We start from the raw sequence: 14,285 nt of genomic DNA on the forward strand, positions 1-14,285 counted from the left end.
GTCGGGCTGTGTTGAGGTGAACATGTTCACATCGCCCCAGAAAGGCAGCACCTCATGCCCGTCGAGTTTCTCGGCATCGGCGGGACCAACGACGGCTCCGAAACCTCGCCGCGCTCCGGTCCCTCGTTCGACAAGCAGTACACCCTTCGCCTCGCCCGGGCCCACCAGGAGTACGGCTGGGATCGCGTGCTGTTCGCCTACGGATCCGGCTCACCCGACCCGGCCCAGGCCGCCGCCTACGTGGCGACGAGAGTCACCGATCTCGACATCCTTCTCGCCCATCGGCCGAACGTGTCGTACCCGACGTACGCCCTCAAGACGTTCGCCACGCTCGACCAGATCAGCGACGGGAGACTTACCGTCCACTTCATCACCGGCGGCAACGACCGTGAGCAGGGCCGCGAGGGTGACTTCCTGACCAAGGACGCTCGGTACTCCCGGACCAGGGAGTACATCCAGATCGTCAAGAAGGGCTGGACGTCGCGAGAGCCTTTCGACCATGAGGGAGAGCACTACGCCTTCAAGGACTTCGTCTCCGACGTGTTCCCGGTCCAGGAGCCGCGCCCGTCGGTGTCCTTCGGAGGATCGTCGCCGGCAGCGTACACGGCGGGCGGGGCGGAAGCCGACATCTACGGCCTGTGGGGCGAACCTCTGGCCGACACAGCGCGGCAGATCGTCTCGATCAAGGAGGCCGCGCTGCGGGCCGGACGTGCGGACGTGCCGAGGATCCAGGTCGCCTTCCGGCCGATCATCGCTTCGACGGAGGAATTGGCCTGGGAGAAGGCGCAGCGCATCCTCGGCGACCTGCGCCGCGCCGGTACGAGCAAACGACGCCTGTCAGGGCCGCCGGAAAACACGGGATCACAGCGTTTGCTGGAAGTGGCGGCAAGGGGGGAGCGTCACGACCGCGCGCTGTGGACGCCGACCGCCGCCGCGACCGGCGGTGCGGGCAACTCCAACGCGCTCGTCGGCACTCCCGAAACCGTAGCCGAAGCGCTGCTGGACTACTACGACCTCGGCGTGGAGATCATCTCCGCGCGTGGTTACGACATCCTCGACGATGCGATCGACTTCGGCCGGTACGTGATCCCCTTGGTCCGGGAGGGGGTCGCGGAAAGGGACCGCAACAAGGCAGCCGCACTCAGCTCGGTGGGATCATGACACTCTCCGGCACTCAGGCGGCGCCGGCCGTTCAGCGAGACGAACCCTCGCTGAGGGTCGTCCCGACCCGTCATCCGCTGCGCTGGGCGGCGACCGCTCTCGCCCTGCTCCTGTTGGCGATGGCCGCCAACTCGCTCGCCACCAATCCCGCATGGGAATGGGAGGTTGTCGGAGAGTACCTTTTCGCGCCCTCGGTCCTGCGCTCGCTGGTGCTCACCATGGAGTTGACCGCGCTCGGCATCGTCCTGGGATTCGCCCTGGGAACCGTACTGGCCCTCATGCGCTTGTCTCGCAACCGACTGCTGTCGTCGGTTGCCTGGGCCTACGTCTGGCTCTTCCGCTCAGTCCCACTGATACTGCAGCTTCTCTTCTGGTACAACCTGGCGCTGCTGTATCCCCGGCTGTCGTTCGGGGTTCCCTTCGGACCTGGCTTCTTCGACATCGGCACCATGGACCTCATCGGCCCGCTGACCGCCGCCGCCCTCGGTTTGGCGCTGCACCAGGCCGCGTATGCCGCCGAGATCGTACGGGGTGGGCTGCTGTCGGTGGATCCCGGCCAGCGGGAGGCCGCGGCGGCACTGGGCATCCCGCGCGCGCGCCGGCTGTTCCGGATCATCTTGCCGCAGGCGATGCGCACCATCGTGCCGAACGCGGGCAACGAGATCATCGGCCTGGTCAAGGGCACGTCAGTGGTCTACATCATGGCGCTGCCCGAGTTGTTCTACCAGGTGCAGGTGATCTACATGCGCAACGGCAGAGTGATGGCCCTCCTCTTGGTGGCGGCCGTCTGGTACCTGGTCCTGACCACGGCGCTGTCGGTCGTGCAGTACTACGTCGAGCGTCACTACGGCAGGGGCCGCTCATGACAACGATGGTGGAGTTGCGCAACGTGCACAAGAGCTTCGGCCCGCTGCACGTGCTACGCGGAGTGAGCCTGAGCGTGCGGCGAGGCGAGGTGGCCGTGATCCTCGGCCCATCCGGCTCCGGTAAATCGACGTTGCTCCGCACGATCAACCATCTGGAGAAGGTGGAGTCGGGCACGGTCGAGATCGAGGGCGAACTGCTCGGCTACAGACGGTCGGGCGACCGGCTGCACGAACTGCACGAGCGGGAGATCCTCCGGCAGCGGACGAAGATCGGCTTCGTCTTCCAGAACTTCAACCTCTTCCCGCACCTCACCGTGCGGCAGAACGTCGCCGAGGCGCCGCTCTCGGCCCAGAAGCGGCCCAAGGCCGAGGTCGACGCCCTGGTGACCCGGCTGCTCGACCGCGTGGGACTGGCGGAGAAGGCCGACGCCTATCCGCGCACCTTGTCGGGCGGCCAGCAACAGCGCGTCGCCATCGCCCGGGCGCTGGCCCTGGAACCCAAGGTCGTGCTGTTCGACGAGCCGACCTCGGCGCTCGACCCTGAACTCGTCGGCGAGGTACTCGAAGTGATGAAGGACCTGGCCCGCACCGGCACGACCATGCTCGTCGTAACCCATGAGATCAGCTTCGCCCGCGAGGTGGCCGACACCGTCGTCTTCATGGACGCCGGGCAGATCCTCGAACAGGGGCCGCCGCCCCAGGTCCTCGACAGTCCCCGCCACGAACGCACCCGCGCCTTCATCGGCAAAGTCCTCTGACGCTAGGAACCCTCATGCGCCTTTCCCCCTGGCGGGCTTCCGTCATGCCCGCACTCCTCCTGGCCGTCGCCGTCGCCGCGTGCGGCGCCGAGCCGACGGTCGCGGCCAAGGACGCCGCCACGAGCGCCGCGCCCAGCGTGGCCGGCAAAAAGATCAACACCAGTCCCGACCAGAACCGCGTGAGCGCCGAAAAGGTCGACTCCATCGCCGCACAGGTGCCCGCCGGCATCTCCGCGGATGGCAAGCTCGTCGTCGGCTACAGCGGCGAAGGGGCTCCGCCGCTGAACTTCCTCGCGGACGACGACACGACGTTCATCGGCGTGGAGACCGACATCGCCCAACTCGTGGCCGACGTCCTCGGCCTGGAGCTGAAGCCGGAGATCAGCTCCTGGGAGAACCTCTTCCTGGGCGCGAAGTCCGGAAAGCTGGAGGTCGTCTTCAACAACGTCACCGTGACCGAAGAACGCAAGGACATCTACGACTTCGCCACCTACCGGGTCGACCAGCTCGCCTGGCAGGTCCCGGCGAACAGCCCGATCAAGGCGATCTCCAAGCCCGCCGACATCGCCGGATTGCGCGTCTCTGTCGGTGCGGGCACCAACCAGGAAAAGATCCTCCTCGACTGGGACAAACAGAACAAGGAGGCCGGCCTTAAGGACGCCGAGATCCAGTACTACAACAAGTACGGCGACGCCCTGCTCGCGCTGAAGTCGGGCCGCATCCAGGCCTACTTCGGGCCGAATCCCGCCATCGCCTACAACATCGCGGTGAGTGGCGATTCTCGGATCGTCGGCACTGCCTCGGGCGCGGGCCCTGATCTGCAAGGCCTCATCGCGGCGATGACCAAGAAGGACGACGGCCTGGTCAAGCCCCTCAACGAGGCGCTCAATACAGTGATCAAGAACGGGAAGTACAAGGAAGTGCTCGACCGCTGGGGCCTGGGCAACGAGGCGATCCCCGAATCACAGATCAACCCGCCGGGCCTGCCCCGCCAGTCGAGCTGACAAGGAAGAAGATGCCGAAGGCGTACGTATGATCACCGCTGCCGACCGGGCCGCGGTCGCGCTCCTCGGTGGGGAACCCGCGGCGCGCAAACGCACCCGCGGCAAGATCGTGATCGAGGTGACCCCGTGACGCACCCGTTGGACAACCCCGCGTGGGCCTCACTCACCGGGCCGCACGCACATCTGGCTGAAGTGCGCGGCGCCGTCCGGCGCTACCCAGCCGACGTGTCTCCCTTCTTGGCGGTCGGAAGCGAGCCGTCGGCGGCCGACTGGGACGACATCGCCGCGTTCGCGGGCCCAGGCTCCATTGTCTCCGTGGCCGGTGCCACGATCTCGCCCCCGCCCGGCTGGGAGGTGGTACGGGTCGTGCCAGGTGTCCAGATGTCGGGCGCCGGAGTGTCCGGCGCACCCGACGAGGAGGCGGTGCGGCTGACCGCGGCCGACGCGCCCGAGATGCTCGACCTCGCCGAACGCACCCAGCCGGGCCCCTTCCTCCCGCGTACCGTCGAACTCGGTACCTACCTCGGCATCCGCCGCGGCGGCGCACTGGTCGCCATGGCGGGGGAGCGGCTGCACCCGCCCGGTTGGACAGAGATCAGTGCCGTCTGCACCGAGGCTGCGTTCCGCGGCCAGGGTCTGGCCACCCGACTGGTCCTGGCGGTCGCCGCAGGCATTCGGGCACGAGGGGAGATTCCGTTCCTGCACGCCGCGGCGAGCAACACCAACGCGATCCGCCTATACGAGTCGCTCGGCTTCTCCCTGCGGCGCATGACGTCGTTCAATGCCCTCCGCGTTCCCGAGGACGAGGTGATCAGTGCGTCTGGCACGCGAGCCTGACGGGGGGTGAAGGAGCGCAACCTCCTGTCCGGCGAACCCGGCGAAGGACCGCATGGCCTGTCGGCCGAGGGCTGCGCCTTCCTGGCCGGGCGAAGCGAGGAAACCGATAGGCACAGCACCACGGGCTTCGACGCCGCTGGGCGCCGCGTGCTCGTCGTCTGCGCGCTCGGCGGGTTCACCACGCTGCTCGACAACTCCGTTCTGAACATCGCCATACCGGCGCTGCGCGGCTCGTTGCACGCGGACGCCACCCAGCTGCAGTGGATGGTGGCCGGCTACTCCCTGGCCTTCGGCCTCGCCCTCATCCCTGGCGGCCGCCTCGGCGACGTCCGGGGCGCAAGCCGTTTTTTCTCGCTGGTATGGCGATCTTCATCGTGGGCGCCGCGATGGCAGGGTCTTCCTCTCACCCTTGGGGGCTCGTAGCGGCGCGCCTGCTGCAGGGGCTCGGCGGCGGTCTGGTCAACTCCCAGTTCCCGGCGTCCGGCCCGGCTACCAGGCGCTGCTGGAGGACGCGGGCGTGGACGCCGTCTACATCGCGCTGCCGAACGCCGCGCATGCTGAGTGGACGCTGCGCGCGCTGGAGGCGGGCAAGCACGTGCTGTGCGAGAAGCCACTGGCCGCGAACGCCCGGCAGGCCGAGGAGGTGGCCGCCGCGGCCCGCCGGACCGGCCTGGTCGTCATGGAGGGGATGCACTACCGCCATCACCCGCTCGCCGAGCGGATGCGCGTCCTCGCGCGGGAGGCGCTCGGGCCGATCATCCACGTGGAGACCGCCAACTGCTGGCCCGTCCCGCGCTTCGACGGTGTCCTGTACGACTACGGGCTCGGCGGTGGCGCCACCATGATCGCCGGATGTTACGCGATCGACTGCCTGCGCCTGGTCGGCCCAGGCGAGCCGGTGGTGACCGGAGCCCGGGCGCTGCTGCGCGGCCCCGGCGTCGACCGTGCCATGACCGGGGAGTGCGTCTTTCCCGGCGGGGCGACCGGCCGGTTCCGGTGCTCGCTGTGGAGCGCGGCCCGCCCGTCGATATCGGTCCGGGTGACCGGGGAACGCGGCGAGTTGCGGGTGAGCGGCTACCTCATGCCGCAGGTGTTCCACCGCCTGGTCCTGCGCGCCGGCGGCGAGACGCGGCGCGAGCGCGTGCCCGGCGAGCCGACCTACCTCGCCCAGCTCCGGGCGTTCGCCGCAGCCGTCCTCTCGCATGGGCGGGTCCGGACCGGTCCGGAGAACGCGGCGGCGACCCTGCGGCTGATCGACGGCTTCTACCGGCACTCAGGACTGCGCCCGCGCGGGCTCGGCTAGCGATAGAGGCTGTTGCGTGCCTGGTCTGTAAACGATCTCGCTGCGTGCGTGTGCACAGCAAGTCGCTGAGATACTTCGGCCATGGATACGAGTGCGAGGGCGGACGGGATACGGCCAGGTCAGGCGACGTCCAGGACCGGGCCTAGCCATCCCATGGAATGGGCTCTGCGTTCCGCAGAGCCGTCGGATGTCGAGGTGATCGCGGAACTGCGGGCGACGGTGATGCGTCCGGACCTGGAGCGGTTGGGACGGTTCGATGAGCATCGGGTCCGGCAGCGGCTGCGGGATTCCTTCTCCCCTCAGCACACGTCGGTCATCGTGGCAGATGGCGCCTTCGCGGGCTGCGTCACTGTGCGCCCGGCGGAGGACGGGCGGCGGCTGGAGCATTTCTATCTCGTTCCGGGCCTCCAGGGCCGTGGGCTCGGATCGGCTGTGCTGCGAACGCTGCTAGAACGGTCGGATTCCGACGGCATGCCGGTTCGCCTGAATGTCCTGCGGGGCAGCGCCGCCCGGCGGCTCTACGAGCGCCACGGGTTCACCGTTGAGGATCAGGACCCGATCGACGTCTACATGGTGCGGCGGCCGGGTGGGGGCGCCGTCGGAACGTGAAGAGAAGTGTGGGTGTTCATGAGGTGTGTCGTCCGTATGGGCCCGCGCCTCCTTGTCTGGTATCTCCCGGTCAGGGAGATCCGTCCCTTGCCGGCCAGGCGTGGGTACGCCATCCCCGACCGGCCCGGCATCCGGCTGCGGACGCTTGCGGACGTGTTCGCCTAAGCCGCGCTGTCCCGGCCTGCGATCACCTGGGAGGCGGTCGTGGAGATCCTGGGTGAACAGGTGGCCGGACCGATCAGGATGCGAGAAGCGTCGGTCACCGAGCCGCAGATAACGTGACGGCCATGGACATCACCATTCACACGAGCGCCCTCCCGCATGACGACCCGGACGCCGCCCTGGCCTTCTACCGCGACACCCTCGGCTTCGAGGTACGCAGCGACGTCGGACACGGCAAGATGCGCTGGATCACGGTCGGCCCTGTCGACCAGCCCGGCACGTCCATCCTCCTGGCGCCGCCGGCCGCCGACCCCGGCATCACCGAGGACGAGCGCCGCACCATCGTCGAGATGATGGCCAAGGGCACCTACGGCTGGATCCTGCTGGCCACCCGAGACCTCGACGACACCTTCGAGAAGCTGCAGGCCGGCGACGCCGAGGTCGTCCAGGAGCCGACGGAGCAGCCGTACGGCGTCCGCGACTGCGCCTTCCGCGATCCCGCGGGCAACCTGATCCGCATCCAGGAGCTTCGCTGAGCCGTTCAGTGATCGATTCGGCCATGATGGCCGCCGTCGGCTCCACTCTCACCGGCCAGCACCTCGCCATGTGGCCCAGGTGCTCGCGGACATCTATGAAAGGAGTTCTCTCATGTGTCATCCCGCATGGGGGCGCGCACTTACCGCGGCACAGCGCCTGAACGACCTTGCGCGGCTGCGCCGCGTCCGCGATCGGATCGACCGGGAGTACGCGCAGCCGCTGGACGTCGAGGCGCTCGCCCGCGGCGCGCACATGTCGGCCGGGCACCTCAGCCGCCAGTTTCGGCTCGCCTACGGCGAGTCGCCGTACGCCTATCTGATGACGCGGCGCATCGAGCGCGCGATGGCGCTGCTGCGTCGCGGCGACCTCAGCGTCACCGACGTCTGCTTCGCGGTCGGCTGCTCGTCGCTGGGCACCTTCAGCACCCGCTTCACCGAGCTCGTCGGCATGCCGCCCAGCGCCTACCAGCGCCGCGCGGCGGGCGCTGCGGCGGGGATGCCGTCGTGCGTGGCGAAGCAGGTGACCAGACCGGTCAGGAATCGAGAAGCGCCGGTCACCGAGCCGCAACTAGCGTGACGGACATGACTTCCATCGAATCTCTCACCCTTGAGGTGGCCGACACCGCGGCCGCCGGCCGCTTCTACTCGGCCTTCGGTCTGGGCGCTCAGGTGCGTCTGCGGGCCTCGGAGGCGCCGACGACCGGCTTCCGTGGCTTCGCGCTGTCGCTGACGGTGTCCCAGCCGGCCACCGTCGACGGCTTCATCGGCGCCGCCCTGGACGCCGGTGCCACGCCGCTGAAGCCTGCCGCGAAGTCGTTCTGGGGCTACGGCGGCGTCGTACAGGCCCCGGACGGGACGATCTGGAAGGTCGCGACGTCGGCGAAGAAGGACACCGGGCCGGCCACCCAGCAGTTCGACGAGATGGTGCTCCTGTTGGGAGCCGCGGACGTGGCCGCGAGCAAGCGGTTCTACACCGACCGCGGCCTCGTCGTGACGAAGAGCTTTGGCCGCAAGTACGTCGAGTTCGCCACTGCGTCGAGTCCGGTCAAGCTGGCGCTGTACGGGCGCCGTGCCCTTGCCAAGGATGTCGGCGTCCCCATGGACGGCACCGGATCGCACCGGCTCATGCTCGGCAGCGATGCCGGGTCTTTCACCGACCCGGACGGGTTCGCGTGGGAGGCCGCATCGCTGACGACCACGCCCTGACTTGCCACTGCTGTGTCCACCGGGCCCACGAGATGGGCGGTGCGCGAGGCCATCAGGGCGCTGGAGGCCGTGCCGTCCGCGAAGCCCGCGGCTTCGGTGAACCGGCCGATGACCTACGGAGCCCTCCCCTGGATAGAGGGCTCTTCACGATGTGACTGGAGGAAGCATGACAGGCGCGCCGCCGCGCGAGCTGGAGGAGAGGCTGCGAGACACTCGCGCGAGACTGGAGAGCGACGTCGATCTCTGGGTCGCGACGCCGGGCTCCCCGGGCGTCCACCTCATCCCGCTCTCGTACCTCTGGGACGGGACCGCGTTCCTCATCTCGACGCCGCGTGCCTCGGTCACCGGCCGCAACCTGCTGGCGGACGGCCGGGTGCGACTCGGCAGCGGGCCGACGCGCGACGTCGTCGTCGTCGACGGCACCGCCGAGCCGGTGGACCTCGCCGACCTCGCCCCGGAGACGGGCGACGCGTTCGCGGCCAAGACCGGTTTCGACCCGCGCGAGCTCGACGAGCCCTATCAGTACTTCCTGATCCGGCCACGGCGCGTCCAGGCATGGCGGGAGGCGAACGAGTTGCAGGGACGCGACCTTATGCGCGACGGCCGCTGGCTCGGCTGACCGGAAGCCGCCACTGCGGCGGATCCCTAGCATGAGATTGCCCCGATCAAGCCTTGCAAGAGAGGAGACCTGCCATGAAGGGCACGCAGACGTCCGTCAAGAACACCGGGGCAGTCGACGAGAAGTTCGACGGATTCACGGATGAGGAACGGGGCGCGATGAAGGAGCGCGCCCAGGAGCTGAAGGCGTCGGCGCGGCGCGGCCCGCGCGCGGCTTCATCTGTCCTGTGCTGACATAATTTGTCCGGTGCGTTTGTGGACGGTCCAGCATCGAATGGTTCTCAAGTCGCTGGAGGATAGCGGTGAATTGGTTGGGGACTGGGCCAGGGTGCTGAGCCACTCATACCGTCCTGCTTACGAGGAAATGGTGGAGGAGATGGCGCGGCGCGGCATCGACTGCGCGGGCCGACCACCGCTGTGGGCATGGCCTGGGCCGGATACCCGCGATGATCGAGTGGCGTTGACAGCGGAACTCCTCCTCAATCCTGATGGTCCAGAGGAGTATGACCGCTATGTCGTCCTTGACCTGGATGTACCCGATGAGTTCGTAGTACTCAGCTCATATGGGCGATGGAACGACTTCCTGGAAGCGATCTTCATGAGCGACGGTTCGCCGCGCATGGACTGGTCGATCGACCAGGACGAGCTCGATGAACAGACCTATGGGCGCGTCCAGGCATGCCTTCCGCGCGTGGCAGGCCCATGGGTCCTGAGCATCCGCCCATTGAAGCCGTCGTCGTTGGATGAGCCCGAAGAAACCCCGTGCACGGTTGAAGCTGGTGAATAGGTGATGCTCCGTCGTCATGCGACTGGGTCGCGGAGCCAGATCCTGATCGAGGCGACGTCGATGGTGCCCTGATAGATCCGCTCGCGCTTGTCGGTACGCAGGGCCACCGCCCGGTAGCCCCTCAGCTTGTTGACGCACCGTTCGGCGGTGTTGCGTTCCTTGTACCACTGGGCATCGAAGCCGGGCGGTCCTCCACCCCTGCGGCCGTGCTTGAGACGGTTGGCTCGCTGGTCCTTCTTGATTGGAATGACCGCCTTGATGCCGCGCCGGCGCAGGTAGGCGCGGTTACCCCGCGACGAATACGTATCGGCCAACACGCGCCCAGGACGCTTACGGGGACGGCCCAGGCCGCGACGCACGGGATGGTCGATGACGAGTTGTGGGCGCCTGCCGGACTCGTTCACGAGGGGGAGGAGGTCAACTCGTATCCTTCATCGCGCAGCCGGGCCACGGCTCTCAGCAGGGTCTCCCGGTCGGCGGCGGGTTCCCCGGGCCGGGGCGGCAGCAGGGGGATCGCCGCACCGTTCCGGCCCACGGCTCGGTGCCGCCGTGCCAGCGTGGTCAGGCTCTGCGAGGGGCCGGCCTCCAGCAGCAGGAAGTCCCCGGCGGCCAGCAAGGCGTCGAGGGCCGCGCCGAACACCACACGGGCGGAGGGCTGCCGCGCCCAGAAGGCCGGATCGCGGGCCTCCCGCGCGGTGAGGATCCGTCCGGTGTATCCCGAGTACAGCGGGATGACCGGTGCGCGCAGCCGCACGCCGGCGAAGGCCGCCTCGTCCTGCGGTGCCGTGCAGGCCACGGCGGGACTGTGGAAGGCGATGGTGGCCCGCACGGGCCTGCAGGTGAAGCCCCGTTCCCGCAGGTCCGCGGCTGCCTTCGCCAGGGGCGTCGCGGTGCCGGCGAGCATGACCTGCCGGGGCCCGTTCACCGCCCCGATCACCACGTCGTCGTTCAGGTACGGCTCGAGCTCTCCCGGCCCCGCCGCGACGGCCAGCATGCCGCCCGGCGGGGTACGGCTCAGCCGCAGCAGCCGGTCCCACGTCAGCTGGACGGCGTCGCGAAGGGTGAAGACCCCGGCGAGGGTGGCGGCGGCCATCTCCCCCACGCTGTGCCCGAGGAGGGCGGCGGGCAGGACGCCCCAGCTCATGACCGTACGGCCGAGAGCGTAGTCGACGGCGAACAGCAGCGGCTGGGCGCGCAGCACGTCGTCGACCGGGACGGCCGGCTCCGCCGACAGCCAGTCCGCGCGGATGCGCGCCCCCTCCCGCCCCAGCTCCGAGAAGATGGTGTCCATCGTGGCGGTGAACACCTGATCGTGGTCGTACAGGCCCGTCCCCATCCGCGCGTGCTGCGCGCCCTGCCCCGGGAGGAGCAGCGCGACGGGGCGCGGGCCGCGGCGCTCGTCGAGGGCTGTCCGGGCACGATCCGCCTCGCCGTCCTTGACCGTCTCCATCGCGAATCCTTCCTCCTCCGGTACGGGTGTCCGCCGCACCGGTGTCCTGGGTCACGCGCGTCCGCGGCATGGGTGCCCTCGGTACAGGCGTCATCGTCCGGCCCGGCCTTCGAGAGGGACTCGATGCCCGGTCGCGGCCCGGCTCGAGTAGCTCTCTGCCGGGGGTCGAAGCGCGAGGCACACAGTGAGGAACGCCGGTGCAGGACGCGAACCGTCTGACGCGAGAGTGGTCGATCAGCAGATGCCGGGGCGGGGAACTCGCCACAAGCGGGCCCGCTCCGGCCTTCGCTCGCACATCCCCCCGGAGGAGACGGATGCGGTTCCGCGACATCCACATCGCCGCGACCGGCAGCGCGATCGCCCCCCTGGTCCCCGTGGAGGAGGCCGTGGCGAAGGGCGCCTGCGATCAGGAGACGGCCGCGCGCACGGGCCTGGTGTCGGTGGCCGTCGCCGGGGAGGAGTCACCCGCCGAGATGGCGGCGGACGCGGCCCGCGTCGCGCTCGCCCGGGCCGGCCGAGACCCCCTGGACATCGAGCTGATGCTGCACGCCACCGTGTACTACCAGGGCCACGACCTGTGGCCGCCGGCGTCCTACGTCCAGCGGACGGCGGTCGGGAACCGGTGCCCGGCCATCGAGGTCCGCCAGATGTCGAACGGCGGGATGGCGGCGCTGGAGCTCGCCGCCGGATACCTGAGCGCGGCGGGGCCGCGCTCCGCGGCGCTGGTGACCGCGGCCGACAAGTTCTGCCCGCCCGGCTTCGACCGCTGGCGCAGCGACCCGGGGACCGTGTACGCCGACGGCGGCGTCGCGGTGATGCTGACGCGCGGGTACGGCCTCGCCCGCCTGCGGGCGGTCGTCACGGTCTCCGACCCGGAGCTGGAGGGCATGCACCGCGGCGACGACCCGTTCGGGCCGGCGCCGTTCAGCGTCCGCCGGCCGATGGACCTCGAGGTGTGGAAGCGCGCGTTCGTCGCCAGGACCGGGCTGTCCTCCTGCGTCAGCCGCACCGGGGCGGGGCAGCGTGAGGCGCTCGAGGCGGCCCTGGACGAGGCCGGGATGAAGATGGCGGAGGTGGACCGGTTCCTCGTGCCGCATCTCGGCCGGCGGCGGCTCGACCAGGCGTTCTTCCGGCGCCTCGGCGTCGACCCCGAGCGCACGACGTGGTCCTGGAGCCGGCGTATCGGTCACCTGGGCGCGGGCGACCAGATCGCGAGCCTGGACCATCTCCTCGCCACGCGGTCCGTCGCCCCGGGCGAGGTGATCATGCTGATGGGCGTCGGAGCGGGCTTCACCTGGTCGTGCGCCGTGGTCGAGATCACCGAGTGCCCGCGCTGGGATACTCCCGTTCCGGGCGTACCGGGCTCGTGAGCGGCACCCGCTCCAGGGCGGCGGCGAGCGCGTCCCGTGTGAGCGCCTCGCCGTCGGCGGCGAGGTAGCCGTCGGGACGGATCAGCAGCCAGCGACCCTCGCGGGGCGCGAGCAGGCCGGGCACGCCCTCGGCGGCGGGCAGCGGGTTCGGCAGCCCGGGGGACAGGCGGGCCGACACCGTCCGGACCGACAGCCAGGCGCCGTGCCGTTCGTCGGCCCATACGGCCGTGGCCGCCGCCGCGCCGCCGGGGTCGTCCACGTAGGCCAGCAACGTCCAGCGGGGGTCGCGCAGCTCCGCCAGCATCTCCTTCCACGCCGGCTCCGCGGCCTCGGCCGCGTCCGCCTGCGTGACCCGCTCACCCGGCCTCGGACCGGCGGCGGACCCCTTGGCGGGCGTGGTCAGCGAGCCGGCGCCGTAGTGCAGGCCGAGGCCGGAGACCCCGCCGAGGATGGCGCGCTGCATCCGGACGCGGAGCGGCGGAACGGCCCGCATCACGGCGAAGACCACCGGCAGCAGCCCGGCCAGGACGGGGTTCTTGAGCTGGATGATCCGGGTCGCCTTCTTGGTGGAGGCCAGCAGGGTGCGGCCCACCGGCACCCGCTCCTCGCCGTAGCTGTCCAGCAGCTCTTCCCTGGCCTGCCCGCGTACCACCATGGCCAGCTTCCAGGACAGGTTGTACGCCTCCTGGATCCCGGTGTTCATGCCCTGCCCTGAGGCGGGACTGTGCACGTGCGCGGCGTCCCCCGCGACCAGGCACCGCCCGACCCGCATGCGCGGCGTCATGCGCTGCTGGAAGGTGAACACCGAGATCCAGCTCGGCTCGGCGACCTGGAACGGGCACCCGACGCCCGGGGCGATCAGTGCGTTGAACCGCTCGGCGACGCTCGCCGGCCTCGGGTCGTGCTCGACGGCGGCGGTGTCGAGCAGCCGCCAGCGGCCGGGTTCGATCATCGGGACCATCATCATCGTGACGCCCGGGCACCGCACCCAGTAGATGCTGTCGCGCGGCAGGCCGGTCTCCACCTGGGCGTCGGCGATCAGCCAGGTCTCGCTGGACTCGCCGAGGAGGGGCAGGCCGAGGATCTTGCGGACGGTGCTGTGACCGCCGTCGCATCCGACCAGCCAGGGCACCTCGGCCTGCTCGGCCTCGCCCCGGGAGTGGGTCAGCCTGACGCGCACCCCGGCGTCGTGCCGGTCGAAGCCGTCCAGGCGCACGCCCCACTCCACCGCGACGCCGAGCCGGGCGGCCGCCGCGCGCAGCGTCTCCTCGGTGGTCACCTGGTCGATCGCGATCGTGAACGGGAAGCGCGTGGGCGTGTTCGCGTAGTCGGCTTCCAGCCGGGTCAGCCTGCGCCCCCGCTGGTACATCGTGAAGGAGGTGATCCGCCGGCCGCGCGGCAGGACGTCCTCGACGATCCCCATCTGGTCGTAGACCTCCAGCGTGCGGGGATGCGTGGCGATCGCCCTGCTGGTCGTCGCCGGGCCCTCGCGCGCGTCGATCAGCCGGACCCGCACCCCCCGTCGCGCCAGCTCGTAGGCCATCGTCAGCCCGACAGGTCCCGCGCCGGCCACCAGCACCTCGGCCGGCTCCTCGCGTGCGTCGTCTCCCAGCGTCAT

Annotated in this window: 18 protein-coding genes; 15 read left to right on the plus strand and 3 right to left on the minus strand. The window is 69.9% G+C overall.

Features of this window, described 5'->3' with window-relative positions:
- Positions 1–54 precede the first annotated feature (54 nt).
- The 14 genes from MYF83_RS04910 (at position 55) to MYF83_RS04975 (ending at position 9,847) form a co-directional block, all read left to right on the plus strand.
- Complete coding sequence (locus tag MYF83_RS04910; RefSeq protein ID WP_248958955.1) at positions 55–1,161, plus strand: LLM class flavin-dependent oxidoreductase; 1,107 nt, start codon at positions 55–57, stop codon at positions 1,159–1,161.
- Entirely contained in the window at positions 1,158–2,027 is an 870-nt protein-coding gene (locus MYF83_RS04915; protein WP_248958956.1) for an amino acid ABC transporter permease, read from the plus strand. The genes MYF83_RS04910 and MYF83_RS04915 overlap by 4 nt, the downstream gene beginning before the upstream one ends.
- Entirely contained in the window at positions 2,024–2,785 is a 762-nt protein-coding gene (locus MYF83_RS04920) for an amino acid ABC transporter ATP-binding protein (RefSeq protein WP_279339118.1), read from the plus strand. Before MYF83_RS04915 ends, MYF83_RS04920 begins: the two co-directional genes overlap by 4 nt.
- A 44-nt stretch (positions 2,786–2,829) precedes the next feature.
- Entirely contained in the window at positions 2,830–3,789 is a 960-nt protein-coding gene (locus tag MYF83_RS04925; protein WP_248958957.1) for an ABC transporter substrate-binding protein, read from the plus strand.
- Between the two features lie 126 nt (positions 3,790–3,915).
- Entirely contained in the window at positions 3,916–4,626 is a 711-nt protein-coding gene (locus tag MYF83_RS04930; RefSeq protein WP_248958958.1) for a GNAT family N-acetyltransferase, read from the plus strand.
- A 6-nt stretch (positions 4,627–4,632) separates the two neighbouring features.
- A complete protein-coding gene (locus tag MYF83_RS04935; protein ID WP_248958959.1) occupies positions 4,633–5,049 on the plus strand; it encodes an MFS transporter in 417 nt (138 codons plus the stop codon).
- Positions 5,036–5,929: a Gfo/Idh/MocA family protein gene (locus tag MYF83_RS04940; protein WP_279339119.1), complete on the plus strand. Its 894-nt coding sequence runs from the start codon at positions 5,036–5,038 to the stop codon at positions 5,927–5,929. Before MYF83_RS04935 ends, MYF83_RS04940 begins: the two co-directional genes overlap by 14 nt.
- A gap of 195 nt (positions 5,930–6,124) precedes the next feature.
- The gene (locus tag MYF83_RS04945) at positions 6,125–6,538 is read left to right on the plus strand and encodes a GNAT family N-acetyltransferase (protein ID WP_248958961.1); all 414 of its coding nucleotides are present in this window, start codon (positions 6,125–6,127) and stop codon (positions 6,536–6,538) included.
- Positions 6,539–6,825: 287 nt separating this feature from the next.
- Entirely contained in the window at positions 6,826–7,236 is a 411-nt protein-coding gene (locus tag MYF83_RS04950; RefSeq protein WP_248958962.1) for a VOC family protein, read from the plus strand.
- A gap of 112 nt (positions 7,237–7,348) precedes the next feature.
- Complete coding sequence (locus MYF83_RS04955; RefSeq protein ID WP_248958963.1) at positions 7,349–7,813, plus strand: helix-turn-helix transcriptional regulator; 465 nt, start codon at positions 7,349–7,351, stop codon at positions 7,811–7,813.
- Positions 7,814–7,818: 5 nt separating this feature from the next.
- On the plus strand, positions 7,819–8,442 hold the full coding sequence (locus tag MYF83_RS04960) for a VOC family protein (RefSeq protein WP_248958964.1): 624 nt from the start codon (positions 7,819–7,821) through the stop codon (positions 8,440–8,442).
- A gap of 166 nt (positions 8,443–8,608) precedes the next feature.
- The gene (locus MYF83_RS04965; RefSeq protein ID WP_248958965.1) at positions 8,609–9,061 is read left to right on the plus strand and encodes a pyridoxamine 5'-phosphate oxidase family protein; all 453 of its coding nucleotides are present in this window, start codon (positions 8,609–8,611) and stop codon (positions 9,059–9,061) included.
- Positions 9,062–9,135: 74 nt separating this feature from the next.
- Complete coding sequence (locus MYF83_RS04970) at positions 9,136–9,294, plus strand: hypothetical protein (RefSeq protein ID WP_248958966.1); 159 nt, start codon at positions 9,136–9,138, stop codon at positions 9,292–9,294.
- A 13-nt stretch (positions 9,295–9,307) separates the two neighbouring features.
- Positions 9,308–9,847, plus strand: coding sequence for a DUF3841 domain-containing protein (locus tag MYF83_RS04975; RefSeq protein WP_308201403.1), 540 nt, complete (start codon positions 9,308–9,310; stop codon positions 9,845–9,847).
- 14 nt (positions 9,848–9,861) lie between these two features.
- Here the strand turns inward: MYF83_RS04975 and MYF83_RS04980 are convergent, their stop codons facing one another.
- On the minus strand, positions 9,862–10,164 hold the full coding sequence (locus tag MYF83_RS04980) for a hypothetical protein (protein ID WP_372500091.1): 303 nt from the start codon (positions 10,162–10,164) through the stop codon (positions 9,862–9,864).
- A gap of 83 nt (positions 10,165–10,247) precedes the next feature.
- Positions 10,248–11,297, minus strand: coding sequence for an acyltransferase domain-containing protein (locus tag MYF83_RS04985; protein WP_248958968.1), 1,050 nt, complete (start codon positions 11,295–11,297; stop codon positions 10,248–10,250).
- Between the two features lie 314 nt (positions 11,298–11,611).
- Here MYF83_RS04985 and MYF83_RS04990 point away from each other — a divergent pair, with 314 nt between their 5' ends.
- The gene (locus MYF83_RS04990) at positions 11,612–12,667 is read left to right on the plus strand and encodes a ketoacyl-ACP synthase III family protein (RefSeq protein ID WP_248958969.1); all 1,056 of its coding nucleotides are present in this window, start codon (positions 11,612–11,614) and stop codon (positions 12,665–12,667) included.
- Here the strand turns inward: MYF83_RS04990 and MYF83_RS04995 are convergent.
- A complete protein-coding gene (locus tag MYF83_RS04995; RefSeq protein ID WP_248958970.1) occupies positions 12,615–14,285 on the minus strand; it encodes an FAD-dependent oxidoreductase in 1,671 nt (556 codons plus the stop codon). The two genes, MYF83_RS04990 and MYF83_RS04995, sit on opposite strands and share 53 nt — an antisense overlap.

Origin of the sequence: Sphaerisporangium perillae, assembly GCF_023276435.1 — a bacterium.
Taxonomy (GTDB): Bacteria; Actinomycetota; Actinomycetes; order Streptosporangiales; family Streptosporangiaceae; genus Sphaerisporangium; species Sphaerisporangium perillae.